Source organism: Aeromicrobium sp. EU05-FHT14F07 (assembly GCF_058790455.1).
In genome coordinates, this window is sequence record NZ_JBYTCR010000007.1 from 39,305 (window position 1) to 65,940 (window position 26,636).

The following is a 26,636-nucleotide window of genomic DNA, read 5'->3' on the forward strand; positions in this document are numbered from 1 at the left end:
CGGAGATTCCCAGGTCGACCTGGGAATCTCCGCCGGGCACGGTTTCCTCAGGTAAGCACGGAGAGCAAGCCGTGCTGGCCTGAGAAAACCGTGCTTCGCGCGCCGTCGGCGCGCTCAGGCCCCCAGGTGCGCGGCCCGGCTCACGACGTCGGCCGGCACGACCTCGTGCGAGCCCGCCGCCGACACCGGGCTCCCCGCGACCATCGACAGAGGCACGACGCCCGCCCACGTGCCGGCCTCGACGTCGACGTCGTCGTCCACCGGGTCGCCGGCGCGCACCTTCACCGACGCCTCGCGCAGCGGGACGGCCAGCACGGCGGTCGCGGCGACCTCCTTGCGGGTGGGCGGCCGCAGGGTCGCCGAGCGGCCGGGCACGACGTGGTCGACGGTCAGGTCGAGGGCGTGCGCCTTCTCCCGTGGGTCGTCGACGATCCGGGCCTCCCCGACGACCACGGCGGAGCGGTAGTTCATCGAGTGGTGGAAGCCGGAGCGCGCCACGACCAGCCCGTCGAGCAGCGTCGCCGTGACGCACACCGTCCGCCGGTCCGACCGGGTCAGCCACCGCGCGGCCACCGAGCCGTGCACGTAGAGCGTGCCGTCCGCGTCGGGGCCGTCGAGGTCGACGGCGATCGCGACCGGCAGCACGACGGGGTGGTCGCCGACGTCGACGCCCAGGTGCGCGACGAGGGCCTCGCGCAGGATCGCGTGCAGCGCGGCCCGGTCGGTGATTCCCCGCTCGCGCGAGCGCCCGAGGGTCGTGCGGGCGGTGGGTGAGAGCGGCGAGACGTCGGTGCTGGTCATGGTCCCAGCCTGTGAGGGCGAGTGGACTGTCGTCCAGGTCCACTATCGTGCAAGACGTGCAGACCACTTCGTCGCCGACCCTGCCGCTCCGCCTCGACCGGACGAGCGACGTCCCGCTGGCGACGCAGCTCGCCGCCGGCGTCCGACGCCTCGTCGGCACCGGCGCGCTCCGCCGGGGCACGCGGCTGCCCGCGAGCCGGGCGCTGGCTCTGGAGCTCCAGGTCTCCCGCGCGGTGGTCACGCAGGCGTACGACCAGCTCGTCGCCGAGGGCTGGCTCGAGGCGCGCCACGGGTCGGGCACCTTCGTGTCGGGCTCCGCCACGGTCCCGGCGCCTGCGGCTCCGCCGCGGCCCGTCGCGACTCCCGACCCGGCGCCTCCCCTGGTGCGCCTCGACACCGGCACGCCCTGGATCGACCCGCGCCACCGTGCGGGGTGGCGGCGGGCCTGGCGCGACGTGGCCGCCGCCGTCCCGCCCGCCGGCTACGACGACCCCTGCGGGAGCCCCGCGCTGCGCGCCGCGCTCGCCGAACGTCTCGGCCGGCTGCGCGGTGTGGACTGCGACCCCGACGAGGTGGTCGTCACGCAGGGCACCACCGACGGCCTGCGCGCCCTGCTGGAGGTGCTGCCCGGTGGTCCCGTCGCGGTCGAGGACCCCGGCTACCGGGCGGCGGTCGCCACCGTGCGGGCCTCGGGGCGAGCCGTGGTCGACGTGCCCGCCCGCGGGACCCCGGTCGTGCCGCCGGACGTCGTCGCGACCTACGTGACCCCCGCCCACCAGCACCCGCTCGGGCACGTGCTGCCCGCGGCCGACCGGGTGGCGCTGCTCGCGGAGGCGACCGGCCGAGGCGTCGTGGTCGTCGAGGACGACTACGACTCCGAGTTCCGCTACGACGTCGCGCCCGTCCCCGCGCTCGCGTCGCTCGACCGCACCCGCGTCGCGTACCTCGGCACCGCCTCGAAGTCGGTGTCGCCCAGCCTGCGCCTCGGCTGGCTCGTGCCGCCACCGCACCTGCTCGACGCCGTCCGTGCGGCTCGCGCGGTCCGGCACGAGGGCGTCTCGTGGCCGGTCCAACGGGCCTTCCTGTCGATGCTGCGCGACGGGTACGTCGACCGCGTCGTCCGCTCCGCCCGCCGGGTGTACGCCGAACGCGCACCTCGCGTCGCCGACGTGCTCGCCCCGCACGCGGCGCCCGCCGGTCCGAGCGCGGGCATGTACTCCACCTGGCTCCTCCCGGCCGCCCGCGCGCTCGCGGCGCACGACGCGGCCCGAGCAGCGGGCTTCGACGTGCCCCTGCTCGCCGACTACACACGCGGCTCCACCCTCACCGGACTCGTCGTCGGCTTCGGCGGCGTGAGCGACGTCGAGCTCGACACCGCGCTGGCGGCTCTGGCACGGGGCCTCGAGGACCGACCGGACCGCCGCCGGTCACGCTGACGCGGCGGCACGCACGACGCTGCGCCCACGACACGCGTGGGGTTCACTGGTGACATGGGTGCCGACACCTCCACGATGCCGCTGCCCGGTGGCGGGCACGCCGACCCCCCGGACCGGCTCACGCCGTTCCAGCAGCGGGTCGCCGACGTGGTGGCCGCCCTGCGACCGGGCGACCTGATGACCTACGGCGAGGTGGCGCTCGAGGCGGGGCACCCGGGCGCGGGCCAGGCGGTCGCGAACGTGCTGCGTCGCGTCCCGGGACTGCCGTGGTGGCGCGTCCTGCCCACGAACGGCCGGCTCTACCGCCAGCACCGTGAGGCGGCCACCCCGCTCCTGCAGGCCGAGGGGCACGTCGTGGACGACGAGGGACGCGTCCGGTCGGGCTCCCCTCAGGCCTGACGACGCGCCGCCGCGAGCGCCTCGCGCCGCATCTGCGCGGCGTCGCCCGGGCTCAGGTGACGCACCGCCACCAGCCGGGCAGGACCCACCGACAGCACCCCGTCGTCGAGCGGCTCGCTGCGGATGCCGGCGTGGCCTCGCATCGCCTGGTGGGCCCCGGGAGCGAGCACCACGTCCATCCACGCGCACGGGTTCGCCCGGGTGAGCGAACGGAACGTGAGGCTGCGGCCCCCTTGCTCGACCGTGAACTCGCTGTGCACGAGCGACTCGACGTCGAGCCCGCGCGTCAGCACGTTGCGGCGCGCCAGGAACGGGTCGAGCCCCGGTGCCTCGAGGGTCGCGCCGACCCCCGCGATCTCCTCGACCGCCAGGAACGTCACTGCCGCGAACCGGTGCCGGGTGCCGAAGTAGCGGTCGCCGACCAGCCCCTTGTGCGCCCGCACGTCCACCGACGTCTGCCGGTCGGAGCCCATCGCCGGACGCGGACCGTCGGAGGGCCGACCGTCGTAGCGGTGCCGCGGCGACACGACCAGGCCGACGATCTCGAGGTCGACCGGCTCGACGTCGACGGGGAGGGCGTCCTGCACCCTGACACGCTAGCCCCCGCGCGGTCGCGCCCCCGCGATTTGGCCCGGCATCGTGGGCACCGCTAGACTTCCGTGGTTGCCCGATCCGGGCACACCTCCTGCTGCGGACCGTCCGTAGCCGTTCAGACCGAAGGAGGACGCACCTTGTCGTTGCGTCACTACGAAGTCATGGTCATCCTCGACCCCGAGCTCGACGAGCGCACCGTCGCCCCGAGCCTCGACACCTACCTCAACGTCGTGAAGAACGACGGAGGCAGCGTCGAGAACGTCGACGTGTGGGGCAAGCGCCGCCTCGCATACGAGATCAACAAGAAGAACGAGGGCATCTACGCCGTCATCGACCTGACCGCCACGCCGGACACGGTCAAGGAGCTCGACCGTCAGCTCGGGCTCAACGAGTCCGTCGTCCGCACGAAGGTCACCCGACCCGACGCGAAGTAAGGGCTCACCCGAGCTCCCTGTGGACGGTGACCCGGTCACTGTCCGCACCCCGGGGTTCACTGGTACAGCATCCACTGGATCGAATCCCACCCACGGCAACCACAGCCACCATCGAAAGGCTGGTCCCATGGCAGGCGAGACCGTCATCACCGTCGTCGGCAACATCACCGACGACCCCGAGCTGAAGTTCACCCCGTCCGGCGCGGCGGTCGCGAACTTCACCGTCGCCTCGACGCCGCGGTCCTTCGACCGTCAGTCGAACGAGTGGAAGGACGGCAACCCGCTGTTCATCCGCTGCTCCGTGTGGCGCCAGATGGCCGAGAACGTCGCCGAGTCGCTCCAGAAGGGCCAGCACGTCATCGTGCACGGCGCCCTCAACGTCCGGCAGTACGAGCGCCAGGACGGCGGACGCGGCACCAGCGTGGAGATGAACGTCTACGAGGTCGGAGCGTCGCTGCGCTTCGCCACCGCGAAGGTCACCAAGGCCTCGCGCGGTGGCGGCGGTGGCGGTGGCGGCGACTTCGGTGGCGGCGGCGGTGGTTTCGGCGGCGGTGGCGGCAGCTACGGCGCAGGACAGGGCGGCGGCAACGCCGGTGGCGGGAACGCCAACCCCTGGTCGCAGCCGCAGTCCGCACCGCAGGGTGGGAACGACGCCTGGGGCGGCGGCGCGGCCGCCGACGAGCCCCCCTTCTGATCCAGCGCACCCCGTTCTTTAGATACACCGTTCAAGGAGAACCATGGCCAAGCCAGTTGTCCGGAAGCCGAAGAAGAAGAGCAACCCGCTCGCGGCCGCCGGCGTCACCACCATCGACTACAAGGACACCGCGCTCCTGCGCAAGTTCATCTCCGACCGCGGCAAGATCCGCGCGCGTCGGGTGACGGGTGTCTCCGTCCAGGAGCAGCGTCAGATCGCCAAGGCGATCAAGAACGCCCGCGAGATGGCGCTCCTGCCCTACACGTCCAGCGGACGCTGAGAGAGGGACTGATCCACCGATGAAGCTCATCCTGACGCACGAGGTCAGCAACCTCGGAGAGCCCGGCGACATCGTCGAGGTCAAGGACGGCTACGGACGCAACTTCCTGCTCCCGCGCAACTACGCGATCCGCTGGAGCAAGGGTGCGGCCAAGCAGGTCGAGTCCATCAAGGCCGCCCGCGACGCGCGCGCCGTGCACGACCTCGAGGAGGCCCGTCAGATCAAGGGTCGTCTCGAGGCCGAGCCGGTCAACGTCGCGGTCCGCGCCGGCGAGGGCGGCCGCCTGTTCGGCGCCGTCACCGTCTCCGACATCGCCACCGCCCTCGAGGCGGCCGGCGGCTCGGTCGACAAGCGTCGCATCGAGGTCGGCAACCCGATCAAGGCGCTCGGTGCCCACACGGTCACCGTCCGCGTCCACCCCGAGGTGACCGCCCAGGTCCGCCTCAACGTGGTCGCCTCCAAGTAGGTCCTGCGACGGGGCTCGGTCCGGCACTGCCGGGCCGGGCCCCGTCGTCGTTCACCCGTCCCGAGACCCCGTTCCCCCGAGGTTCCCGTGCCCCGTCCCCCGCGCACCGCCCTGCTCCTGCCGCTCCTGCTCGCCCTCGTGCTGGCCGGGTGCACCGGCGGGTCCGACCGCGACGCCCGACCCCGGCCGTCCGCGTCGGCCGAGGCGCGCGACGGGACCACCGCCTGGGTGCGCGCCGACACGTCCGACGTCCGGCGCGGCGGCACGCTGCGGATCGGTCTCGGGTCGCTGCCCGTCACCTTCAACCCGCTGCACGCCGACGCCGTCGGCACCGACGTCGAGCGGCTCGTGGGCCCGACGATCGGGCAGGTCGTGCGGATCACCGAGGACGGCGGCTGGGAGGTCGACCCTGACCACGCCCGCAGCGTGGAGGTCGTCGGCGACGACCCGCTCACCGTCGCCGTCCGGCTGAACCCCGAGGCCGTGTGGGACGACGGCACCCCGGTCACGGCCGCCGACATGGTCGCCACCTGGCGGGCCCTGCGCGGCACCGACGAGCGGTACGCCGTCGCCAGCAGCGACGGGTGGGACGCGATCGCCGACGTCCGCCCCGGTCGCGACCGGTTCGGGTACACGGTGCGCTTCGCCGAACGGCGGGGCGACTGGCCCCTGTTCGTCTCGCCACGGCTGCCCGCGCGGATCGCGTCGAGCCCCCGCGCCTTCGACCGCGGCTTCCGCGAGCGGCCGTTGCCGTCGAACGGCCCCTTCGTGACCCGCGAGCTCGACGAGGACACCGGCACCATCACCCAGGAGCCCAACCCCCGCTGGTGGGGCGACCCGCCGCGGCTGCGGCGCATCGTGTGGCGCGTGGCGGAGCCGTCGGTGCAGGCCGACGCCTACGCCGCCGGCGAGCTCGACGTCGCGACCCTCGACACCGACCGTGACGTCGCCGCGTCCCAGCTGCAGCGGACGTCGGGCTCGCAGTGGTCGCACCTGTCGATGAACGCGGGCCGTGGACCGCTGCGCGACGTCGCGGTGCGCCGGGCCGTCGCCCTGGCCCTCGACCGCGACGCCCTCGCGCGCGCCGTGGCCGAACCGCTGGGTGCCGAGCCGCGCACGGCCGACAGCCTCCTCCTGCTGCCCGGGCAGCGCGGCTACGACGCCGTGGCCCGTCCCACGAGGCGCGACGTCGACCGCGCTCGACGGCTGCTCGCCCAGGCCGGCTACACCGAGGCACGTCCGCTCCGTCTGTCCCTGCCGGTGGCCGGTGGCAGCGAGGCGCTGGCGACCCGCGCCCGCGCGATCCGGTCGCAGCTGGCCGAGGCCGGGGTGGAGGTGCGGCTGCGCACCGTCCCGCCCGACGACTTCGCCGCCCAGGTGCTGGTGCCGCTCGACTTCGACCTCCTGACCTTCAGCTGGGGTCCGTCGCTCCTCGCTCCGGACGGTGCACGCGACCGGTTCCTCCCCGTCACGTCACCGGCGAACGTGACGGGAGTCGCCTCACCCGCCGCGCCCTGGGACGCCGTGCGCGACGCTCGCAGCGCCCGGGCCCGGACGGCGGCCACGGTCCGGCTCGAGACGGCGTTGCGCCGCGAGGCCGTCGTCGTCCCGCTCGCCGTCACGCCCACGGTCCTGGCCGTCCGGCCGGGGGTGGTCAACGTCGGAGCCGCGTCGTTCGAGCAGCCGCGGTGGGCGACAGTCGGCTTCCGGACCGGCGACTGAGCCGGTCTAGGGTGTCCGCGTGCCGAAGCTGCGACGAACGACGACGACCCACGTGGCGGTGCTGCGCGAGCTGGAGGTCGTGCGCGTCGAGGACGTGACGCCGGGCATGCGTCGGCTGACGCTCGCGGGGCCGGCCCTCGGCGAGCGCAGCCTCGACGGGGCGACGCTGCCCGCCTTCGCCTCGCCGGGCTTCGACGACCACGTCAAGGTCTTCGTGCCCGCTCCCGACGTCGACCGTCCGGTGCTGCCGCGGCAGCGTCCCGACGGTCTCGACTACACGACGGAGGGTGTGCGCCCGCTCGGCAAGGACTACACGCCACGTCGGGCGACCCCCGACGAGGTCGCCCTCGACTTCGTGCGGCACGGCCACGGGCAGGCGGCGGGCTGGGCGGAGCGGGTCCGGCCGGGCGACCTCGCGTGGATCGCCGGACCGACCGTCGGCCAGGCGTTCCCGCACGACGTCGACGCGTTCGTGCTGGCCGGCGACGAGACGGCACTGCCGGCGATCGGTCGCTTCCTCGAGGAGCTGCCGGCGGGCGTGCCCGCGCAGGTCGTCGTCGAGGTCTCCGGACCGCAGGACGAGCAGGACCTCGCGGTGCGCGACGGCGTCGAGGTGACCTGGCTGCACCGCCCCGCCGGTGCGGAGCCCGGGACGACGACGCTCCTGCTCGACGCGGTCCGTGACCTCACCTGGCCGTCCGGGGAGGTCTACGCGTGGATGGCCGGGGAGTCGACCGCGGCCCGTGACGTCCGGACGCACTGGCGTGCCGACCGGGCCGTCCCGCGCGACTGCCTCGACGTGTCCGGGTACTGGCGGCGCTGACGGTCAGGCGCCGAGCACCATCCACCGGGTGCCGCGCTGCCGCAGCCAGAGCGTGACCAGGCGGGCGAGCTGGAACCCGCCGTAGGCGAGCCAGAGCCAGGCGAGTCCGGCGCCGAGCGAGCCGGCCAGGAGGGCCAGCGGGGCGTAGGCGGCCAGCACGACGAGGCCGGCCCACGCGAGGTAGACGCCGTCGCCCGCCCCGATCAGGACGCCGTCGAGCACGAACACGACACCGGAGACGGGCTGGATGGCGGCCACCACCAGGAGCGCCGGGACGAGTGCGGCGTGGACCTGCTCGTCGGAGGTGAACCACGATCCGGCGATCGGCGTCACGGCGACGAGCAGCAGTCCCGCGACCAGACCCGTGCCGACGCCCCACGTGATCATCCGGCGGGTGAGCACCCGTGTGCCCTCGGCGTCGCCCGACCCCAGCGTGCGTCCGGTGAGGGTCTGCCCCGCGATGGCGATCGCGTCCATCGCGAAGGCCAGGAAGGTCACGAGCGACGTCGCGATCTGGTGCGCCGCGAGCGGTGCGTCGCCGAAGGTGGCGGCCACCGCCGTGCCGAGGAGCAGCGCGGCGCGCAGGGTCGCGGTCCGGGCGAGGAGCGGGACGCCGTCACGCGCAGCGCTCACGACCCCCGCCACGTCGGGACGTCCGGACGACCCGGCCGCGCGGGCCCGCCGGAGCACCACGGTGACGAGCCAGAGCGCCGCGACCCACTGGGCGATCGCCGTGCCGGCGGCGGACCCGGCCACGCCCAGCCCCGCGCCGTGCACGAGCAGCAGGTTGAGCACCACGTTGAGCACGTTCGCGACGACGGTGACGACGAGCGGGGTGCGCAGGTCCAGCACGCCGCGCAGCGCGCCGGTGGCCGCGAGCACGAGCAGCATGGCGGGCACCGCCGGTGCCGAGACGAGGAGGTAGGTCGTCGCGTGCCCCTCGACCTCCGGCGAGCTGCCCAGCACACCGGCCAGGGGTCCGCTCGCGGCGGCGAGCAGCCCTCCGAGCACCGCGCCCAGCCCGGCCGCGAGCCACAGCCCGCCGGTCGCACCGTCGAACGCCGCGCGTTCGCGACCGGCCCCGTGCAGCCGAGCGACCGTCGCGGTGCTGCCGTAGGCGAGGAACACGCAGAGGCCGACGACGGTGAGGAGCACGCTCGACGCGACGGCCAGACCGCCCAGCTCGGCCACCCCGAGGCGCCCGACGATCGCGGTGTCGGCGAGCAGCATCAGGGGCTCGCTGACGAGGGCGAAGAAGGCCGGCACCGCGACGGCGACGATCTGGCGGTCGGCGGCGCCCCAGGTGAACAGGTTTCTGCGTCTGGCTGTGGATTTCACCGGAAATTCACCGCCGCTGTCGACATGTCGATGCGACCAGCAGATGGCCGGAGGATGACGTCCACGTAATGTGGGTCCACACTGTGTGTACGGCATCGCCGCAGGTCAGAGGCGGTTTTCACGTCCAGATCCCCCGGTTCTCCACAAGGCCGTCCACGGACTGTGCACAGGCTTTCCGGCGATTTCCACATTCTCCCCAGCCTTGTCCACACGGGCTGTGCGTGGCGGGCTTTCGTCAGCCCCCACCGGCCCCCTAGTGTGACGCGTCGGCTGTCGCGCAGGACGAGGGACCTCCCCACCGGGGAGGCTGCGCGATCGTGTCGGAAGGTCGACCTACCGTGGGGTGGGTCGAGAGAGGAAGGCTGCTGCGTGACTGTCGCAGATCTGCACGCCAGAGGGCCCGAGCCCGAGGACGACGTCCCCGCCGGACGCGTCCCGCCGCAGGACCTCCCGGCCGAGCAGAGCGTGCTGGGGGCCATGCTCCTCAGCAAGCAGGCGATCGACCCGGCGAACGACCTCCTGGAGGGGCGCGACTTCTACCGACCTGCGCACGAGGCCATCTTCGAGACCATCGTCGACCTCGCACAGCGCGGCGAGCCGGCTGACGCGATCACGGTCGCCGCCGAGCTGCAGCGGCGCGGCGAGCTCGCGAAGGTGGGCGGCGCCCCCTACCTGCACACCCTCGTGGCGGGCGTCCCGATCGCGTCGAACGTCGACTACTACGCCGAGATCGTGCGCGAGAAGGCCATCCTGCGCCGGCTCATCGAGGTGGGTCAGAAGATCGCCGGCTACGGCTGGGCCGAGACCGGCGAGATCAGCGAGGTCGTCGACCGCGCCCAGGCCGAGGTGCTCGACGTCGACGGCAGCAGCGGCACCGACGACTACAAGGTCATCTCCGAGCTGATGGCGCAGACCATCCAGGAGATCGACGACATCCAGTCCCGCGACGGCGACATGGCCGGTCTGGAGTCCGGCTTCCCCGACCTCGACAAGCTCACCACCGGCTTCCGCGGCGGCCAGATGATCGTCGTCGCGGCCCGGCCGGGCGTCGGCAAGAGCACCCTCGGTCTCGACTTCTGCCGCGCGGCGTCGATCAAGAACGGCATCCCGTCGGCCATCTTCAGCCTGGAGATGTCGGGCGCGGAGATCGCCATGCGTCTGCTGTCGGCCGAGGCGAAGGTCGCGATCCACCACATGCGCGGCGGCGGCATGACCGACCGCGACTGGGACTCGGTCAGCCGGGTCATGCCGCGCGTGCAGTCGGCGCCCATCACGATCGACGACTCGCCGAACATGACCATGCCCGAGATCCGCTCGAAGGCCCGCCGCATCCAGAAGGCGGCCGAGGGCAAGCTGGGCCTCATCGTCATCGACTACCTGCAGCTGATGACGTCGGGCAAGAAGGTCGAGAACCGCCAGGTGGAGGTCTCGGAGTTCAGCCGTCAGATCAAGCTGCTGGCCAAGGAGATCAACGTCCCGGTGGTGGCGATCAGCCAGCTGAACCGAGGCTCGGAGCAGCGCACCGACAAGACGCCGCAGCTGTCGGACCTGCGCGAGTCGGGCTCGATCGAGCAGGACGCCGACATGGTCTTCCTCATCAACCGCCCCGACGCGACCGGCGGCGGCGAGTCCGAGCGCCCCGGCGAGGCCGACATCATCGTCGCCAAGAACCGTTCGGGTCCCGTCAACAAGGTCGCCGTCAGCTTCCAGGGCCACTACTCCCGCTTCACCCCCATGGCCCGCGAGGCCGAGGCTCCCCCGGGTGCGGCGGCCGGCGAGTTCTACGGCGGCTGACCCCGCCCGGAGCGTCCGCGGCCTGTGCACGACGGGCTTCGGCGTGTCGGAGTCTGTTCGTACGGTTCACGGGTGGACGACGACACCTTCGCGATCCGGCTGGCCGACGGCAGCCCCTTGCCCCTGCGACCGTCGGAGCTACCGGCCCTCACTCCCTCGGACGAGGTTCACGTCATCTCGGGTGACCCGAACAATGAGGACGCAGGCGGTCACGCGTGGGGCGTCGGCCGGCGGGACAAGACCGAGTTCCCGGAACGCTGGGGGACGGACCTGCGCTCACGAATAGAGCAGGTCATGCGAGCACCCGAGAGCGCCGTGGTGTCGGACGAGGGCGATCGTCTGAGGTTCAGTGCCGACCTCGACGACGTGCGCGTGGTCGTTCGTCTGCGCCGCGACGTGGACGGACGGTGGCGGTTCTCCACGGCCTATCCGGTCGGTGGCCGGGGTGTCGTCAAGAACACGCCGCATGGGCGTGTGGATCTTCCCCTGGATGACGGGCGCATCGATGGCTAGCCTGTTCAGATGACCGACGTCGACGAGCTGCTCGTGATCCTGGAACCGGTCGTCCGGCCCTTCCTCGGCCGCGACGACTCACTCACGATCGACGACCTGGTGATCGGCGGCGAGAAGCTCGAGGCCGTCGCGATCCTCGCGCGCGCCGCGTCCCGTCACCGAGCACCCATCCCCGTCGAGTCCCTCGTCCGTCTGCAGCGCCTGGCTGACGGTCTCGCTCCTGACCGGCTGGGCGACGTCGCCGCGACCCGCGCCGCACTGCACCAGCTCGTCCCGGCGTGAGCTACGAGCCGATCGGCGCAGTGCCGGGCTCGGCGGCCTCGAGCACCTCGACCGGCTCGCCGACGGCGATCGTCGCGCCGGTCGGGAGCGGGTGGTCGGGGATGACGTTGACGCCGAACCAGACGCCCTTGCCGAAGCGACGCAGGCGGGCGAGGGTGCGGGTCGGTTCGGGACCGCGCGCGACGCTGCCGGCGTCGTGGTCGGGCTCCATCGTGGTCATGACGCACCGGGCGCAGCCCTTGACCACGCGGAACGTGACGTCGCCGACCCGGAACCGCCGCCACGTGTCCTCGGCCCACGGTTCCGTCCCGTCGACGACCAGGTTCGGCCGGTAGCGGTGCATCGGCACCGGCGACTCGGCCTCCGCCGAGACGGCCTCGGCCGACGCCACGGTGGTGAGGAGCAGCGGGTACCCGTCGGCCAGGCTCACGCGGTCGTCCGGCGCGGAGTACGTCGGGCTCGTCGGCCGGCGTCGGGGGTCGTCCAGGTGGACCAGCCGCACGTCACGGCCCAGCACCTCGCTCAACCACGCCGCGGCGTCGTCGCCGGCGTCAGCCGCCGTGAGCCGGGACGACCAGATCGAGATCGGCACCTGCCCCGCCGGGTCCGGGACCGGCACGTCGACCCCCGGCGCACCGGGGGCCGTGAGCCGCAGCCCGCTCGCGGTGAGCGTCGGGTGCACCACCAGCAGGCGGTTCAGCTCCCGCGCGGTGACCATCGTCCCGGCCGGGTCGACGACCATCCACCGTCGATCCTGCGCGACGCCCCACGGCTCCACCTCGACCCGCTCGAGCGACTCCCCGCGGCAGGACTTGACCGGGTAGCGCCAGAGCGACGCGACGGTGGGCTGCACGCCGACACTGTCGCACGGGCCAGGTGCGGCCCACCGCCGTCACCGCTGCGAGACGTTCGCACCGACGTCGCAGCAGGTTCGCAGTGCCGAGGAACAGGCTCGTGGAGCGACGGCTCGACCCGCGAGCCCCTGGACGGCAGGAGCACCTCATGAACCGACGATCAGCACTCACCTCGACCCTGGCAGCGATCGCCCTCTGTGCCGGCACCGCCGTGTCCAGCACGGCCGGAACGGCGGGAGCAGCCGAGTCCTCGGCGACTGCGGCGGGAGCGTCGACCGCCGCCGCCGAACGACCCGCGCTCGAGGTCCCGTTCCCCTGCGGTCAGGAGTGGCGCGGCGAGACCCGGAAGAACCACGACCCGCTGAACGCCATCGACTTCAACCTGCCGTCCGGTGGAGACAGCGACCTCGGCAAGCCGGTCCAGGCCAGCAACGGCGGTGTCGTCACCTTCGCGGGCACGGGGCCCGGCGGCTACGGCAAGATGGTCGACGTCTATCACGCGAACGGGTGGTCCACCCGCTACGCGCACCTCAGCGTCATCTCCGTCGTGAAGGGTCAGAAGATCCTGGCGACCCATGGCATCGGCCGGGTCGGCAAGACCGGGGGCAGCTTCCCTGCTCACCTGCACTACGAGCAGCGCTACAACGACACCGCCGCCGGGATCTACTTCAAGACCACGAAGGCGAAGTACTGGGGCGAGCAGATGTACGTCCGCACGACGATGTGCAGCTGAGGCGAGTCCGAGCCGGCCGGGCGGGTCCCTGACCCCCGGCCGGCCCGTGCGCGGTCCGGTCAGCCGACGCGGGTCGCCCTCGGACCGTCGAACGCGCGCGACAGCAGCAGGATCGGCGCGACCAGCACGAGCGGCACGAGGAACGCCACCCGCAGCCAGCCGCCCTGTGCGACGGCACCGATCACCGCTCCACCGAGGATCGCGCCCACGTAGTTGGCGATGTTCATGCGGGCGATGGCCGCGTCGGCGGCCTCCGGGGGGACGGCGGCGCCGACGGCAGCGAACGCGAGCGGGGCGATGACTGCGATCCCGAGGCCGGCGACGAGGAAGCCGGGCACGGCGAGCACCGCGACCGGCGCGGCCAGCACGACGGCGAAGCCGACGACACCGAGGAACGCACCGCCCGCGACCACCCGGGATGCACCCACCCTGCGCACGAGCTGGTCGCCGAGGAGTCGCGAGACCAGGGCACCGACCTGGTACGCCGCGTACCCGAGCGGGACCAGCCAGCTCGCCGCGCCGAGCGCCTGCCGGAGGTACACCGCGCTCCACGAGCCGGTACCGGTGTCGGCCGCGTAGAACAGGCAGATCACCAGCCCGAAGACCAGCACCGGCCGCCAGGGGACGGGGATCGTCGCGGCTGCCGCGAGGTCGTCGACCTGCGACCCCGGCGCATCCGGAGCCAGGTGCCGGGCCGATGCCACGGCGAGCGCGACGACCACGACGGCGGCGACCGACAGTCCAGCGTCCAAGGGCAGCCCGAGGGCGGCGTACCCGGCGCCGACGATGCCGCCGATGCTCCAGCACGCGTGGAACCCGGTCATCACGCTGCGACCCCGCAGTGCCTCGACCCGCACGCCCTGCATGTTCATCGTCGCGTCCACCCCGCCGAGCGCGACGCCGTAGACGGCGAAGGCGGCGACGAGCAGCGGGTACGAGGGCGCCCAGCCGACCAGGGCAGCCCCCGCGCCGATGCCCACCAGCGACGTCGTCAGGGCCGACCCGCTCGAGCGGCGGGTGGCCAGGACGCCCGCGAGCACGCTGCCGAACCCCGCCACGACGGCGACCAGCACCAGCAGCGCGGTCACGTCGCCCTCGCCGAGGTCGAACCGGTCCTGCAGGCGCGGCGTCTGGGTGACGAGCGCGGCGAACGTGAAGCCCTGGAGCAGGAAGCCGGTGCTGACGGCGACGCGCGTCCGGTCCATGCCGTCAGGGTAGGACGGCGGGAGGGTCGCGCGTCGCCTCCGAGCTCAGGCCACGGGACGCAGCTTGAGGGTCACCGACCGCCCGGCCGACCGCGCGGCCTCGTGGGACTCTGCCAGCTGCGCGCGGGCGAGGTCGCGCAGCTCTGCCATCTGCGGCGTGACGTCCGCCAGGGTCAGCTCGGTCTCGATCACGTCGAGGTCCAAGCCCCACACGTCCTCCAGGATGCGACGCAGGTAGGCGGTCGCGTGGTCCCAGCCCTCGCGCGGCGTGCCGGGGCCGTACCCGCCGCCCTTCGCCACCACCAGGAAGGCCGGACGTCCCTTCACGGTCTCCGTGCCGGGCGCGAAGCGCGGGTCCGTGATGACCGTGTCGATCCACAGCTTGAGGTGGGCGGCGACGCCGAAGTTGTACAGCGGCGCGGAGATGATCAGGGCGTCGGCGGCGGCCACCTCGTCGGCGAGCTCCGCGGCCAGGGCGCGCGCGGCACGCTGCTCCTCCGTCCACGTCTCCTCGGGCACGAAGCCGGCGAAGGCCGACGCGGCCCATGCGTCGCCGGGGAGGGGACGGGTGCCGACGTCGCGGCGCACGACCGTCGTGTCGTCGCCCTCGGACTCGACGATCGCCTTCTCGAGCGTGTCGGCCACGGCGCGGCTGGTCGAGCCGTCGGTGCGGATGCTGGAGTCCAGCCGGAAGATCGTGCTCATGGGTACTCCTGGGTCAAGTGATAGTCTGCCACACAGATCATATACATAAAAGATGATCGTGACGGGTGATCGTCGTCACGACCACCCGACGCCCGGTACCCTGGCCTCGTGAGCCCGACCCGCCCCGCCCCGAGCCGTGCCGACCTCGGCCAGGCGCTCGCGGCGGTCCTGCGGCGCTACCTCGAGGCGGCGCACGACGTGGTCGCCGACCTCCCGGGCGGCGCCCGCGGGTTCCAGGTGCTGTCAGTGGCGGGGTCCGAGGTGTGCAGCAACCAGGCGATGATCGCCTCCGACCTCGGCATCGACCGCACGGTCATGACCTACCTCGTCGACGACCTCGAACGTGCTGCCCTCGTGGAGCGCCGACCCGATCCCGCTGACCGGCGCGCGCGCCGCGTGGTGCTCCTGCCCGAGGGCGAGCAGGTCCTGCGGGAGACCTCCCGACGGATCGAGGAGGTCGAGCGGACCGTCCTGGGCGGTCTGTCCGACGCCGAGGCCGAGACCTTCAGGGCGCTGCTGACCCGGGTGGCCGGGGGCGGTGCCGACCCGTCGATCTGTTCGGGCGGCGTCCCGGAGTGCTGAACGGCGGCCTCGCCGTCACTGGTACGTCACGAGGTCCGGCCGTGGATGCACGTCGCGCCAGGTCTGCGGCACGGTGAGCATGGGCTCGTCCTCGTCGAGAAAGTTCTTCCAGCCCCAGTGGACGCCCTGCGGGGAGCCCTGACGGATCGTGTTCCAGGTGCCGGTCTTCGCCCCCGGCGTGCCCTGGCCGTCGACGTGGACCACTGTCGAGAGCTCCGGGTGGCCGACGTCGAGCGTGCTGCGGTCGCGGATCATCGACGTCGAGAACTGGTGGAGCACGAACAGCTTCTGGGGCAGCCGACGCTCGCGGGTCAGCTCGGCCAGCCAGTCGGCGACGGCGTTGACCTCGGAGGCCCGGACCGACCCGATCTGTGCGAGGTGCTTCTGGTCACGCGCAAGTCGCCACTCGGGGTCGAGCGCGAGCCCGACGTGCGGGTGCTCCAGCAGCGAGCGGTAGCGCTTGGCCTGCGTGAGGAAGTCGGTCCGACCCGGTTGCAGGTCGATGACCACGTACTGGCCGGCCTTCTCGGCGGCCTCCACGAGCGGCTCCAGGTCGGCGACGCTGCTCTCTGCCGAGTAGTCGCCGTCGTCGCCCGCCGAGGAGGAGGCGACGGTCGCGATGATCTCCAGCGCCGGCACCACGGGCTGGTCCGACAGCTTCTGGTACTGCTGCGCCAGTCGGGCGGCGCGGCGCACCGTGGCCGTGGTGTCCTGCTCGCCGAGCAGCCCGAGCGAGGGGGTTCCGGGGTGGCCGTACAGGGCGACCACGTGGCGCCCGGGGAACACCAGCAGACCGCCCCCGGGCTGGGTCAGGTCGCGGCGCACCGCGGTGACCTCGTAGCCCAGCCCGCGCCGGAACATCCTCCCGACGCCGACCACGGGTGCCTCGGGCTGCTCACGCAGGGCACGGATCGCCCGACGGTCCGCGCGCGGGTCGCCGCCCTTCACGCCGACGACGGTCGCGCCCGCAGCCCGGGCGGTGCCGACGGAGGCGAGGTCGGTGCGCGGGGCGTGGACGAGCACGACCACGTCTCGCCCGTCAGACGAGGTGCGGGGCACGCGGGCCACGGCGCGGTCGACGTCGGCCTGGTCGTCGCCGACGAGACGACGTCCGGGCAGGTCGGGCCAGTCGGCGTCCTTCGGCCCGACGGCGAGCGTCGTACGCACGCCGAGACGGTCGAGCTCACCGCGCGTGGTGGGTCCGACCAGCAGCATCGGGACGCCGAGTCGTTCGGCGACCTTCACGGACCGTTGCTGCGACCGGGCGCTGCGGGCCGACACGACCGCCACCGCCGACCGCTCGAACAACCGCCGCGAGGTGCCCACGGCGTTCTGCGCGGGCGTGTGGCCGGCCACGACGTCGATCGCGCGCGACGGCGTGCGGAACGTCGCCGTCGCGTCGCCGTCCCCGTCGTGACCGCCGGTGCAGGCGGTGAGCAGGAGGAGCGACGCGGCGAGCACGGTGGCGCTGCGTGTGACCCGAGATCGCATACTGCGACGGTAGCCCCGGCGCCACGTCGGCCCCGGCTCGGGTGCGCGCAGGTACCCTCGCCTGGTGATCAGCGCAGCCGTGACGTCCGCTCTCGTGCAGTCCGCCAGCTCGACGGGTCCGGACAGCGGTCTGGCTGGTCTGACGGTCGACCTGATGGAGAAGCTGGGCCTGTTCGGTGTCGCCCTCGCGGTCGGCGCCGACAACATCTTTCCCCCGATCCCGAGCGAGATCATCCTGCCGCTGGCGGGCTTCGCTGCCGCGCAGGGCACGTTCAGCCTCGCGGGCGCCCTGTTCGCGACCACGGCGGGCTCGGTCATCGGCGCGGCGATCCTGTACTGGCTGGGCCGCGCGTACGGCCGTGAGCGGACGGTGTGGGTGTTCGAGAAGGTGCCGCTGCTGAAGGTCAGCGACCTCGAGCGGACGGAGGCGTGGTTCGCGAAGCACGGCACGAAGGCGATCTTCTTCGGTCGGATGGTGCCGATCTTCCGCAGCCTGATCTCCCTGCCCGCCGGCGTGGAGCGGATGTCGTTCGGCCTGTTCCTGACCCTGACCACGGCGGGCAGCCTGATCTGGAACAGCATCTTCGTGGTCGCCGGCTACCGGCTGGGCGAGAACTGGGAGCAGGTCGAGCCCTACGCCGACACGTTCCAGAAGCTGGTGATCCTGGCGGTGCTGCTCGTCATCGCCGTGTTCGTGGTGGTGCGGGTGCGCCAGCTGCCGCGGTACCCGCGTCGTCGTCCGCGTCGCCCCCAGTGAACGACGGTCCAGCGACTGACGTGCCCGCGAGCGACGGCCCCGTGACGGCGCGACGGATCGCGTCGCTGCTGCCGTCGGCGACGGAGATCGTCTACGCCCTGGGCCTGCAGGACCGACTGGTGGCCGTGACCTTCGAGTGCGACGAGCCGGTGGCGGCGCGGTCGGAGCACCGGGTGGTGGTGACGGGCGCGGACACCAGCGGGTGGACGCCGGCGGAGATCGACTCCTACGTCCGCGCGCGTCGGGCCGACGGTGTCGACCTGTACACGCTCGACGAGGGTGCTCTCGCCGACGTCGACCCCGACCTGGTGCTGACCCAGGACCTGTGCCGGGTGTGCGCGCTGCCGACCGACCGGGTCGACGAGGCGTTGGCGCACCTCGGCTGCCGTGCCGACGTGGTGACGCTCGATCCCCACACGCTGGATGACGTGTTCGTGTCGGTGGAGCGGGTGGCGGCTGCGGCTGGTGTCGTCGACTGCGGCCGTGCGGTGGTGGCGGGCCTGCGCGGGCGTCTGGCGGAGGTCGAGGCCCGGGTGGCCGACCGACGTCGCCCGCGCGTGGCGGTGGTGGAGTGGGTGGACCCGTTGTTCACCGGAGGTCACTGGATCCCCGACCAGGTGGCGGCGGCCGGCGGCGATCCGGTCGGTATGCACGCCGGGACGCCGTCGGGTCCGTCGGGCTGGGACGCGCTGCGGGCGGAGCGTCCCGAGGTGGTGCTGGTGGCACCGTGCGGCTTCGGCCTCGACGGCGCCGCCGAGCAGGCCGAGGTCGTCGTGCGGGAGCTCCCGGACCCCCAGGTGTGGGCGGTCGACGGCAACGCGGTCGTCGTGCGACCCGGTCCGCGACTCGTGGACGGTGTCGAGGCGTTCGCGTCGGTCCTGCACCCGGAGGTCTTCGACCAGTCCGCACTGGTCCGTCGAGTGCGGTAGGGCGTCAGCCGGCGCGGGTGTGCCGGGGGTGGGACTTGGTGCGGGTGCGCAGGGTGCGGTGGGTCTGGTGGGTGTGGGGGTCGATGGTGAAGAACCCCTGATGGACTGCCGCGTGCTCCCCCACCGCTACGCGCCTTGTGTGGGGGGACCCCCAGTCTGGGACACAAACCGATCAGGTTGGCGAGGTCGGTGGCGGCGCCCTCGGACCAGTAGGCGATGTGGTGGTAGCCGGCTCGCGCTCGTTCCTCGCGCTCGGCGCACAGCTCGCTGGCGCTCGCTGAGGACCGGCTGCCGGGCTTCGCCCGGTTGGCTCACTGTGCGGTGGGTGCGGCCGACGTCGAGGGTGGCGTGTCTGCCGGCGGTGAGGATGGGGGTGAGGTCGGCATCGCAGAGCATCTGCTGGAGCTGGGCGGGGCCGATGGTCCCGAACCCGGCGAGCTCGGCGGTCGCGGTGCTCGCGTCGTCGGCGAGGTCGGTGAGGTCGGCGGTGAGCGTGACGTGTGGGCGCACGCCCTTGTCCTGGGGCAGGCCCGAGGCCAGCACGGAGGACAGCAGGGTGTCCAGCGCTGTCACGCGGCGGACGCTGACGGGGCGCTCGTCCTCGGCGCATGTGGGTGCGGACAGTGACTGCAGGACGGTGTGGAACTTGGCGCCGGTGTCGGCGGGCAGGAACCCGGTGAGGTGGACGCCGTCGCCGACGGGGGTGAGGGTGATGTCGTGGCGGTCCATGCCCTTGATCCAGGCCTCGTCGAGGTCGTCGGGGTGGGCGACCTCGCGGAGCTTCTTGACGGCCTTGCGGACCTGGACCGGCTCGGCGTCTGCTGCAAGGCGCAGCATCCAGTCCATCGAGCGTTCCACGACCATCGGGTCGATGTGCTTCGCGGCGTAGCCGAACGCGTCGACATGGTCGAGCGAGACGGCACCGGCGGTAGCGAGGTCAGCCAGGTCGGGCATGTCCCGCAGGGTCCGACCGGAGCGGACCAGCTGAGAAGCCTGCTTGCCGTCGAGGTGCAGCTGGTCGCGCAGCCAGTTCTTCAGGCTCGAGCAGCCCTCGGCCTCGAAGTCCCGGTGCTCGTCCATCTCCGCGACCAGGGCGACCTTCTCCGCGTCGATCGCGTTCGAGAGTCCCTGCAGCAGCCGCAACGCGTCGGTGGTCGTCGGGTAGGTGCGCAGCTCGGCAGCGACGGCCTCGAGCCGGTCGACGAGTGCGGTGCTGGACATGCCCCCATGATACCGAACACACATACGAAAGAACACGGACCAAGGCCCTGCTTTCAGCGAGGCCAAGGTCACCGGGTGCCGACCGACCGCGACCGTCGTAGCCTCGGGACATGACCTCCTCCGCACTGCCCGACGTCCCCACGCAGCTCTTCATCGGCGGCTCCTGGCGGGACGCGAGCGGCGGTGCGACCTTCGCCGTCGAGAACCCTGCCGACGGCTCGACGCTCGTGGAGGTCGCGAACGGCACCGTCGACGACGGCAAGGCCGCCATCGACGCCGCCGTCGCCGCGCAGCCCGACTGGGCGAAGGTCCCGCCTCGCGACCGGGGCGAGATCCTGCGCTCCGCCTTCGAGACCGTCGTCGACCGTGCCGACGAGCTCGCCACGATCATGACGCTCGAGATGGGCAAGCCGCTCAGCGAGAGCCAGGCCGAGATCACCTACGGCGCGGAGTTCCTGCGCTGGTTCTCCGAGGAGGCCGTGCGCGTCTCGGGCCGCTACTCGGTGGCCCCGAACGGCGCGACCCGTCTGCTCACCCTCAAGCAGCCCGTCGGTCCGTGCCTGATGATCACCCCCTGGAACTTCCCGCTCGCCATGGGCACCCGCAAGATCGCGCCCGCGATCGCCGCCGGCTGCACGATGGTGGTGAAGCCCGCCGGCCTCACTCCGCTCACCATGCTGTGGCTGGCGAAGGTGCTGGAGGAGTCGGGCGTCCCCGAGGGCGTCCTCAACGTGGTGACGACGAAGAGCACCGGCGAGGTGATGGAGCCGATCATCCGGGACCCCCGTCTGCGCAAGCTGACGTTCACCGGCTCCACGGAGGTCGGCCGCAGCCTCGTCGAGCAGAGCGCGGAGGGGCTGCTGCGGGTGTCGATGGAGCTCGGCGGCAACGCCCCGTTCCTCGTCTTCGCCGACGCCGACGTCGATGCGGCGGTCGAGGGCGCGATGCTCGCGAAGATGCGCAACATCGGCGAGGCGTGCACGGCGGCCAACCGGTTCATCGTCCACGCCGACGTCGCCGAGGAGTTCTCGACGAAGCTCGCCGAGAAGATGGGGGCCCTGAAGATCGGCCCCGGCCTCGAGGACGACGTCAAGGTCGGCCCGCTCGTGGAGGAGAAGCAGCGCGACAAGGTCGCCGAGCTCGTCGACGACGCCGTCGACCAGGGCGCCACCGTCGTCACCGGGGGCCAGGTGCCCGACGGTCCCGGCTGGTTCTACCCGCCGACCGTCCTCACCGACGTGCCGCTGTCGGCGAAGGTGGCCACGGAGGAGATCTTCGGCCCGGTCGCCCCCGTCTTCACCTTCACCGACGACGACGACGCGATCCGCATGGCCAACGACACCGAGTACGGTCTCGTCGCCTACGCCTTCACCACCGACTACGCCCGCGCCGTGAAGGTCTACGAGGGCCTCGAGACCGGCATGGTCGGCCTGAACCAGGGCATCGTCTCGAACCCGGCCGCCCCGTTCGGCGGCGTCAAGGCCTCCGGCTTCGGCCGCGAGGGCGGCGCCGAGGGCATCGAGGAGTACCTGGAGACGAAGTACGTCGGCCTCGGCGGACTCTGACGCGGATGGACGGCGCTGCGGTGGCGGCCGGTCGTCGTCACTCGGTGGGTCTGCGACGAGGTGGCACCGTCGTGGCCGCAGGTCGCCCCGGGTCGCAGGAATGCTCCGTCGAGGGATGGAGCGGCATCGTGGCCGTCGCGGCTGGGAACGTCCACGCAGCCCGCAACACGGGCCGGTCGCACACGGTGGGCCTGTGCGCCGACGGCACGGTCGTGGCGACCGGCTGGAACGGCGACGGCCAGTGCGACGTCGCGGGATGGGAGGACGTGGTCGGCGTCGCGGCCGGGTGGCGACGCACTCTCGGTGTCACGTCCGACGGTCGGGTCCTCGCTGCCGGTCGGTGGGAGGACAGGGCGTGCGAGGTCGACGCGTGGCGCGACGTCATCGCCGTCGCGGCCGGTGACTGGCACTCCGTCGGGCTGCGGTACGACGGGACGGTGGTCGCGGTCGGCAACGACACACGGGGCCAGTGCGACGTCTCCGGCTGGCGTGGCGTCCGCTCGGTGTCAGCGGGCTACCTGCACACGGTGGCGGTGGACCACCAGGGACGAGTGCTGGCCACGGGCGACGTTCGCTGCGGTGTCACCGAAGTTGCCACGTGGCGTGACATCGTCGAGGTGAGCGCCGGAAGCCTGCACGTCCTCGGCCTCGACGCCGGGGGCCGGGTGCACGTCGCGGGCGCAGCGAGGTCAGACCATGCCGACGTCGAACGATGGCGTGATGTCGTCGCTGTGGCCGCCGGCGCCGAGCACAGTCTCGGTCTACTCGAGGACGGACGCGTCGTGTCGACCGGCTCGGCGGCGGATGGTCGGCGGGCGACGACCGCGTGGACGCTCTAGACGCTGACGTCCGCCCGCCGCTCGTCGGCTCGCCGCGGGCCCCGGCCGGACTGGAACTGCTCGACGTACAGACGGGCGTAGAGGCCACCGGCGGCGAGCAGCTCGTCGTGGGTGCCCTGCTCGACGACACGGCCGTCCTCGACGCCGAAGATCACGTCGGCATCGTGGATGGTCGACAGGCGGTGGGCGATGGCGATGGTCGTGCGGTTCGCGCGGGCGCGTTCCAGCGCCTGCTGGACGAGCCGCTCGGTCTCGGTGTCGAGGGCCGACGTGGCCTCGTCGAGGATGAGGATGCGGGGGTCGGCGAGCAGCACGCGGGCGATCGCGAGACGCTGCTTCTCACCGCCCGACAGCCGGTAGCCGCGCTCGCCCGTCACGGTCTCGTACCCGTCGGCGAAGCTGAGGATCCGGTCGTGGATGTTGGCGTCGCGGGCAGCCTGCTCGATCTCCTCGGCGCTCGCGTCGGGTCGGGCGTAGGCGAGGTTGTCGCGGATCGTCCCGTGGAACAGGTACGGCTCCTGGGTGACCATGCCGACCGCGCCGGTGACCGTGTCGAGGGTCAGGTCGCGCACGTCGTGCCCGTCGATCAGCACGGCGCCGCGCGTGACGTCGTAGAAGCGCGGGACCAGGTAGGTGGCGGTCGTCTTGCCCGACCCCGACGGCCCGACGATGGCGGCCAGCTGACCCGGCTCGACGCGCAGCGACACGTCGCGCAGCGCCCACGCGTCGGTCGGCACCGGTGCGGCGACGCCGTCCGGCCGGTCGATGCGCACGGTCGAGTCGCCGAAGCGGTCGCCGGTGCGGCCACCGCTGAGCGAGCGCGGCTCGGGGTAGCGGAACCAGACGCCGCGCATCTCCACCTCGCCCCGCACGGTGGGCAGGGTGACCGCGCCAGGCTTCTCGACGACGGCGGGCCGGAGGTCGAGGTACTCGAAGATGCGGCGGAACAGGGCGAGCGACGTCTGCACGTCGAGGGTGACGCGCATGAGCTGCAGCAGCGGCATCTGGAGCCGGGCCTGCAGGGTCGTGAAGGCGACGAGCGTCCCGGCGGTGAGCGTGTCGGCCCCGCCGGGCAGGCTGCCCGTGATCATCAGTCCTGCCAGCAGGTAGATGAGCGCGGGCGTGATCGCGAAGAACGTCTGGACCGTCGCGAAGAACGTGCGCCCGGTCATCGCCTGCGCGACCTGCAGCCGCGCCTGCTCCCGGTTGGCCTCGCGGTAGCGCTCGGTCTCGGACTCCGCGCGGCCGAACACCTTCGAGAGCAGGATGCCGGAGACGCTCAGCGACTCCTCGGTGATGGCCGTCATCTCCGACAGCGACTCCTGCGTGCGGCGGGCCAGCTTCTGGCGTCGTCGACCGACCCGCAGCTGGATGGCGATGAACGCCGGCATGAGCACCAGGGTCAGGACCGTCAGCTGCCACGACAGCAGCACCATCGAGATGACCGCGGCGACGACCGTCACCGTGTTCTGCAGGATGGTCGTCGCGGTGTCGGTGAGGACGGTCCGCACACCGGCCACGTCGTTCGCGAGCCGCGACTGGATGGCACCGGTCTTCGTGGCCGTGAAGAAGGCCAGCTCCATCGTCTGCAGGTGCGCGAACAGCTGGCTGCGCAGGTCGGCCATCGCGGAGTTGCCGATCGTGGCCGTCAGCCAGTTCTGCCCGACGGAGATCAGCGCGGTGACGAGCGGAATGAGGCACATGAGGCCGACGAGGCGCCCGAGCAGGCCGAGGTCGGCGGGACCGCCGTCGGTGGGGAAGAGCGCGTGGTCGAAGACGGCGCGGGTGAGGAACGGGATGACCGACGTCAGCGCGGCGCCCGCCACGACGGCGGCGCAGACGAGCACCAGCTGCCTGCGGTACGGCCGCAGCAGGGAGGCGATGCGTCCGAGCACGGGACTGTCCGCGGCGGCCACCTCCTCCCGCGACAGGTGCGTGACCTGGGCACCCCGTGGCATCAGGCGTCGACTCGCGACAGCTGCAGCTCCTCGCGCACGGTGACCAGCTCGGGGGTGCCCCACACGCCGACGTCGGTGCGCAGCATCGCCCAGAGACGCAGGGTGTCGGCGTCGGGGACGAGGGCGGTGTCGACGGACAGCTCGAACGGCGTGGGCCCGTCGCCGGCGACGCTGGCGGCGGCGGCCAGGACCTCGCCGTCGGGCGAGACGAGCTTGACCGTGAGCACGCCGCCGCCGGGCAGCGCGATCTTCTCGCGGGTCGTGGCGGTCCCGGTGACGGTGAGGGTGCTGATGGAGGCCATGTCCTGAGCCTAGGCCGTCAGCCCTCGGCGAACATCTCTGGCGAGTCGGCGCACGGCCTGGTCAGGTGGGGGCATGGGACGGTGGCTGGTGCTCGGTGGGACGGCATGGCTCGGCCGCGAGGTCGCGCGGACCGCGGTGGAGCGGGGGCACGACGTCACCTGCCTGGCTCGTGGCGAGAGCGGTGGGGTCGTCGACGGCGTGCGCTGGGTGCGGGCCGACCGCGACGGTCCTGGCGCGTACGACGAGGTGGTGGGGCCGTGGGACGCCGTCGTCGACGTCGCACGCCAGCCCGGCCACGTGCGGTCGGCCCTGGCCGCGCTCGGGGAGACGACGGGTCGCTGGACGTTCGTGTCCACCGGCAACGTCTACGCGGACCTGTCGGGACCGCTGCACGAGGACGACGCGCTCCGTGAGCCGGCGACGACCGACGTCGTGGACGCCGAGCTGTACGGGGAGGGCAAGGTCGCGTGCGAGCGGGCCGTGCTCGCGCACCCCGCCCCGCTCGTGCTGCGGTCCGGTCTGCTGGCCGGCCCGGGTGACCCGTCGGACCGGTTCGGGTACTGGCCCGCCCGGTTCTCCCACGCCGGCACGGACGACGTCCTCGTGCCCGACCCGCCGGCCGCGTGGTGCCAGGTGGTCGACGTCCGCGACGTCGCAATGTTCGTGGTGGACGCCACCGAGCGTGGCGTCACCGGCGTCCTGAACGTCGCCGGCGAGGGGTTCCCGCTCGGCGAGGTGCTGCTCCGGGTCGCGGACACGGTCGGGTTCGCTGGACGCCTGGTGCCTCTCGGCCCCGAGCGCCTCGAGGCGCTGGACGTGCGGCCGTGGTCGGGCGAGCGCTCGCTGCCGCTCTGGCTCCCCGAGGGGTACGGCGGCATGATGCGCATGGACACCGACCGGGCCGAGGCCGCCGGCCTCGTCCGCCGCCCGCTCGAGGAGACGGTCGCCGACGTCCTCGCCGACGAGCGTGCGCGGGGTCTGGACCGGCCACGCGCCGCGAGGCTGACGCGCGAGGAGGAGCGGGCGGTCCTGGCCGACGCGACGGCGTGAGGCGTCAGCGAGCCGCGGAGAGCGCCTCGGCGAGCGAGAGCGCAGGACGCCCGAGCAGGCGCGGGACGTCGTCGCTCACGGTGGCGAGCTCGCCGTCGCGGATCGCCGTGTAGGTGCTGACCCAGGCGTCGACCTGCCAGTCGGGCGCGCCGTAGTGGGCGCGGCTGGCGCGGGCTTCCTCGAGCGTCTCGTCGTGGAAGCGGTGCGGGCGGCCGGTGACCTCCGTCAGGATCGTGGCGATTTCCGCGAGCGTCAGCGCCTCGGGACCGGTGAGGTCGTAGGCCCGCTCCGCGTGGTCGCCGGGGTGGAGCAGCACCTCGGCGGCCACGGCGGCGACGTCGCGCTGCGAGACAGCCGCCACGCGCCCCTCGCCGGCGGGTCCCCGGATCACGCCCTGCTCGTCAGCGAAGTGCGGGAACACCTCGGCGTAGAAGCTGTCGCGCAGGAACGTCCAGGCGAGCCCCGCGTCGCGGATGAGGTCCTCGGTGGCGCCGTGGTCCCGGCCGAGCGTGAACGTGCTGTCGGCCGACGCGCCCACGAACGACGTGTAGACGACGTGCCCGACTCCTGCGTCGACGGCGGCCTCGACGACGGAGCGGTGGTCGGCCATCCGGTCGGCGCTCTCGTGCCCGGAGACGAAGAAGAGCGCGTCGACGCCGGCCAGCGCCTCCCCGAGCGCGGGCCGCTCGTCGTACGCGCACTGCCACACCGGCAGCCCGAGGTCGGGTGCGCGACTCGGGTCGCGGACGAGCAGGCGGGCCTCGGCGCCGGCCTCGGCGAGGTGGCGGGCGACGAGCCCGCCGACGGTCCCGGTGGCGCCGGTCACGGCGATGGTGGTCATGCCGGGTGCAACGACGGAGGGCGGGCC

The 26,636-nt window shown here is 72.9% G+C and carries 29 protein-coding genes; 18 read left to right on the forward strand and 11 right to left on the reverse strand.

Annotated elements, in window-relative coordinates:
• Window positions 1-114: 114 nt before the first annotated feature.
• Window positions 115-801: a pyridoxamine 5'-phosphate oxidase family protein gene (locus AC3WRM_RS08305; protein WP_492247957.1), complete on the reverse strand. Its 687-nt coding sequence runs from the start codon at window positions 799-801 to the stop codon at window positions 115-117.
• A 56-nt stretch (window positions 802-857) separates the two neighbouring features.
• Between AC3WRM_RS08305 and pdxR the strand changes: the two genes are divergently transcribed.
• Together pdxR and AC3WRM_RS08315 are read left to right on the forward strand one after the other, a co-directional pair.
• Window positions 858-2,237 (forward strand): MocR-like pyridoxine biosynthesis transcription factor PdxR, encoded by a 1,380-nt coding sequence (pdxR, locus tag AC3WRM_RS08310; RefSeq protein WP_492247956.1) that lies wholly within the window; start codon window positions 858-860, stop codon window positions 2,235-2,237.
• A 54-nt stretch (window positions 2,238-2,291) separates the two neighbouring features.
• Window positions 2,292-2,636 (forward strand): MGMT family protein, encoded by a 345-nt coding sequence (locus AC3WRM_RS08315; protein WP_492247955.1) that lies wholly within the window; start codon window positions 2,292-2,294, stop codon window positions 2,634-2,636.
• On the opposite strand, the gene AC3WRM_RS08320 is transcribed toward AC3WRM_RS08315, so the two are convergent.
• On the reverse strand, window positions 2,627-3,223 hold the full coding sequence (locus AC3WRM_RS08320) for a molybdenum cofactor biosysynthesis protein (RefSeq protein WP_492247954.1): 597 nt from the start codon (window positions 3,221-3,223) through the stop codon (window positions 2,627-2,629). The two genes, AC3WRM_RS08315 and AC3WRM_RS08320, sit on opposite strands and share 10 nt — an antisense overlap.
• Window positions 3,224-3,373: 150 nt before the next feature.
• Here AC3WRM_RS08320 and rpsF point away from each other — a divergent pair, with 150 nt between their 5' ends.
• The 6 genes from rpsF to AC3WRM_RS08350 all read left to right on the forward strand — a co-directional run bounded on the left by rpsF (window position 3,374) and on the right by AC3WRM_RS08350 (window position 7,649).
• A complete protein-coding gene (rpsF, locus tag AC3WRM_RS08325) occupies window positions 3,374-3,664 on the forward strand; it encodes a 30S ribosomal protein S6 (protein ID WP_083516666.1) in 291 nt (96 codons plus the stop codon).
• A gap of 127 nt (window positions 3,665-3,791) precedes the next feature.
• Entirely contained in the window at window positions 3,792-4,358 is a 567-nt protein-coding gene (locus AC3WRM_RS08330; protein WP_289016735.1) for a single-stranded DNA-binding protein, read from the forward strand.
• 43 nt (window positions 4,359-4,401) lie between these two features.
• On the forward strand, window positions 4,402-4,638 hold the full coding sequence (gene rpsR / locus AC3WRM_RS08335) for a 30S ribosomal protein S18 (RefSeq protein ID WP_067861076.1): 237 nt from the start codon (window positions 4,402-4,404) through the stop codon (window positions 4,636-4,638).
• Window positions 4,639-4,657: 19 nt separating this feature from the next.
• The gene (gene rplI / locus AC3WRM_RS08340; RefSeq protein WP_067861074.1) at window positions 4,658-5,104 is read left to right on the forward strand and encodes a 50S ribosomal protein L9; all 447 of its coding nucleotides are present in this window, start codon (window positions 4,658-4,660) and stop codon (window positions 5,102-5,104) included.
• 87 nt (window positions 5,105-5,191) lie between these two features.
• On the forward strand, window positions 5,192-6,826 hold the full coding sequence (locus tag AC3WRM_RS08345) for an ABC transporter family substrate-binding protein (RefSeq protein ID WP_492247953.1): 1,635 nt from the start codon (window positions 5,192-5,194) through the stop codon (window positions 6,824-6,826).
• 19 nt (window positions 6,827-6,845) lie between these two features.
• Complete coding sequence (locus tag AC3WRM_RS08350) at window positions 6,846-7,649, forward strand: siderophore-interacting protein (RefSeq protein WP_492247952.1); 804 nt, start codon at window positions 6,846-6,848, stop codon at window positions 7,647-7,649.
• 3 nt (window positions 7,650-7,652) lie between these two features.
• Here the strand turns inward: AC3WRM_RS08350 and AC3WRM_RS08355 are convergent, their stop codons facing one another.
• Window positions 7,653-8,987, reverse strand: a complete 1,335-nt coding sequence (locus AC3WRM_RS08355; protein ID WP_492247951.1) for an MATE family efflux transporter — start codon at window positions 8,985-8,987, stop codon at window positions 7,653-7,655.
• Window positions 8,988-9,356: 369 nt separating this feature from the next.
• Here AC3WRM_RS08355 and dnaB point away from each other — a divergent pair, with 369 nt between their 5' ends.
• The 3 genes from dnaB to AC3WRM_RS08370 all read left to right on the forward strand — a co-directional run bounded on the left by dnaB (window position 9,357) and on the right by AC3WRM_RS08370 (window position 11,576).
• Window positions 9,357-10,781 carry a replicative DNA helicase gene (dnaB, locus tag AC3WRM_RS08360; protein WP_492247950.1) on the forward strand — a complete coding sequence of 475 codons (1,425 nt, stop codon included), beginning with the start codon at window positions 9,357-9,359 and terminating at the stop codon, window positions 10,779-10,781.
• Window positions 10,782-10,853: 72 nt separating this feature from the next.
• Entirely contained in the window at window positions 10,854-11,294 is a 441-nt protein-coding gene (locus AC3WRM_RS08365) for a hypothetical protein (RefSeq protein WP_492247949.1), read from the forward strand.
• 9 nt (window positions 11,295-11,303) lie between these two features.
• Window positions 11,304-11,576: a hypothetical protein gene (locus AC3WRM_RS08370; RefSeq protein WP_492247948.1), complete on the forward strand. Its 273-nt coding sequence runs from the start codon at window positions 11,304-11,306 to the stop codon at window positions 11,574-11,576.
• Window position 11,577: 1 nt separating this feature from the next.
• On the opposite strand, the gene AC3WRM_RS08375 is transcribed toward AC3WRM_RS08370, so the two are convergent.
• Window positions 11,578-12,429, reverse strand: a complete 852-nt coding sequence (locus AC3WRM_RS08375) for an MOSC domain-containing protein (protein ID WP_492247947.1) — start codon at window positions 12,427-12,429, stop codon at window positions 11,578-11,580.
• 149 nt (window positions 12,430-12,578) lie between these two features.
• Between AC3WRM_RS08375 and AC3WRM_RS08380 the strand changes: the two genes are divergently transcribed.
• Window positions 12,579-13,163 carry a M23 family metallopeptidase gene (locus tag AC3WRM_RS08380; protein ID WP_492247946.1) on the forward strand — a complete coding sequence of 195 codons (585 nt, stop codon included), beginning with the start codon at window positions 12,579-12,581 and terminating at the stop codon, window positions 13,161-13,163.
• 59 nt (window positions 13,164-13,222) lie between these two features.
• Here AC3WRM_RS08380 and AC3WRM_RS08385 read toward each other — a convergent pair whose 3' ends face one another.
• Together AC3WRM_RS08385 and AC3WRM_RS08390 are read right to left on the reverse strand one after the other, a co-directional pair.
• Window positions 13,223-14,368 carry an MFS transporter gene (locus tag AC3WRM_RS08385; protein WP_492247945.1) on the reverse strand — a complete coding sequence of 382 codons (1,146 nt, stop codon included), beginning with the start codon at window positions 14,366-14,368 and terminating at the stop codon, window positions 13,223-13,225.
• 45 nt (window positions 14,369-14,413) lie between these two features.
• Entirely contained in the window at window positions 14,414-15,073 is a 660-nt protein-coding gene (locus AC3WRM_RS08390) for an FMN-dependent NADH-azoreductase (protein ID WP_492247944.1), read from the reverse strand.
• 108 nt (window positions 15,074-15,181) lie between these two features.
• Between AC3WRM_RS08390 and AC3WRM_RS08395 the strand changes: the two genes are divergently transcribed.
• The gene (locus tag AC3WRM_RS08395) at window positions 15,182-15,655 is read left to right on the forward strand and encodes a MarR family winged helix-turn-helix transcriptional regulator (protein WP_492247943.1); all 474 of its coding nucleotides are present in this window, start codon (window positions 15,182-15,184) and stop codon (window positions 15,653-15,655) included.
• 15 nt (window positions 15,656-15,670) lie between these two features.
• Here the strand turns inward: AC3WRM_RS08395 and AC3WRM_RS08400 are convergent, their stop codons facing one another.
• The gene (locus AC3WRM_RS08400; protein WP_492247942.1) at window positions 15,671-17,146 is read right to left on the reverse strand and encodes a hypothetical protein; all 1,476 of its coding nucleotides are present in this window, start codon (window positions 17,144-17,146) and stop codon (window positions 15,671-15,673) included.
• Window positions 17,147-17,210: 64 nt separating this feature from the next.
• On the opposite strand from AC3WRM_RS08400, the gene AC3WRM_RS08405 reads away from it, so the two are divergent.
• Both AC3WRM_RS08405 and AC3WRM_RS08410 read left to right on the forward strand, forming a co-directional pair.
• On the forward strand, window positions 17,211-17,903 hold the full coding sequence (locus tag AC3WRM_RS08405; protein ID WP_492247941.1) for a DedA family protein: 693 nt from the start codon (window positions 17,211-17,213) through the stop codon (window positions 17,901-17,903).
• Between the two features lie 41 nt (window positions 17,904-17,944).
• Window positions 17,945-18,832 (forward strand): ABC transporter substrate-binding protein, encoded by an 888-nt coding sequence (locus AC3WRM_RS08410; RefSeq protein WP_492247940.1) that lies wholly within the window; start codon window positions 17,945-17,947, stop codon window positions 18,830-18,832.
• A gap of 126 nt (window positions 18,833-18,958) precedes the next feature.
• Here the strand turns inward: AC3WRM_RS08410 and AC3WRM_RS08415 are convergent, their stop codons facing one another.
• Entirely contained in the window at window positions 18,959-20,053 is a 1,095-nt protein-coding gene (locus tag AC3WRM_RS08415) for a DUF222 domain-containing protein (protein WP_492247939.1), read from the reverse strand.
• Between the two features lie 110 nt (window positions 20,054-20,163).
• Between AC3WRM_RS08415 and AC3WRM_RS08420 the strand changes: the two genes are divergently transcribed.
• A complete protein-coding gene (locus tag AC3WRM_RS08420) occupies window positions 20,164-21,618 on the forward strand; it encodes an NAD-dependent succinate-semialdehyde dehydrogenase (RefSeq protein WP_492247938.1) in 1,455 nt (484 codons plus the stop codon).
• 5 nt (window positions 21,619-21,623) lie between these two features.
• Window positions 21,624-22,457: an RCC1 domain-containing protein gene (locus AC3WRM_RS08425; RefSeq protein WP_492247937.1), complete on the forward strand. Its 834-nt coding sequence runs from the start codon at window positions 21,624-21,626 to the stop codon at window positions 22,455-22,457.
• Here AC3WRM_RS08425 and AC3WRM_RS08430 read toward each other — a convergent pair.
• Window positions 22,454-24,415, reverse strand: coding sequence for an ABC transporter ATP-binding protein (locus tag AC3WRM_RS08430; RefSeq protein WP_492247936.1), 1,962 nt, complete (start codon window positions 24,413-24,415; stop codon window positions 22,454-22,456). The two genes, AC3WRM_RS08425 and AC3WRM_RS08430, sit on opposite strands and share 4 nt — an antisense overlap.
• Window positions 24,415-24,717 carry a YbaY family lipoprotein gene (locus AC3WRM_RS08435; protein WP_492247935.1) on the reverse strand — a complete coding sequence of 101 codons (303 nt, stop codon included), beginning with the start codon at window positions 24,715-24,717 and terminating at the stop codon, window positions 24,415-24,417. The genes AC3WRM_RS08430 and AC3WRM_RS08435 overlap by 1 nt, the downstream gene beginning before the upstream one ends.
• Before the next feature lie 73 nt (window positions 24,718-24,790).
• Here AC3WRM_RS08435 and AC3WRM_RS08440 point away from each other — a divergent pair, with 73 nt between their 5' ends.
• A complete protein-coding gene (locus AC3WRM_RS08440; RefSeq protein WP_492247934.1) occupies window positions 24,791-25,768 on the forward strand; it encodes an NAD-dependent epimerase/dehydratase family protein in 978 nt (325 codons plus the stop codon).
• A gap of 4 nt (window positions 25,769-25,772) precedes the next feature.
• Here AC3WRM_RS08440 and AC3WRM_RS08445 read toward each other — a convergent pair whose 3' ends face one another.
• Window positions 25,773-26,609 (reverse strand): SDR family oxidoreductase, encoded by an 837-nt coding sequence (locus AC3WRM_RS08445; protein WP_492247933.1) that lies wholly within the window; start codon window positions 26,607-26,609, stop codon window positions 25,773-25,775.
• Window positions 26,610-26,636: the final 27 nt, after the last annotated feature.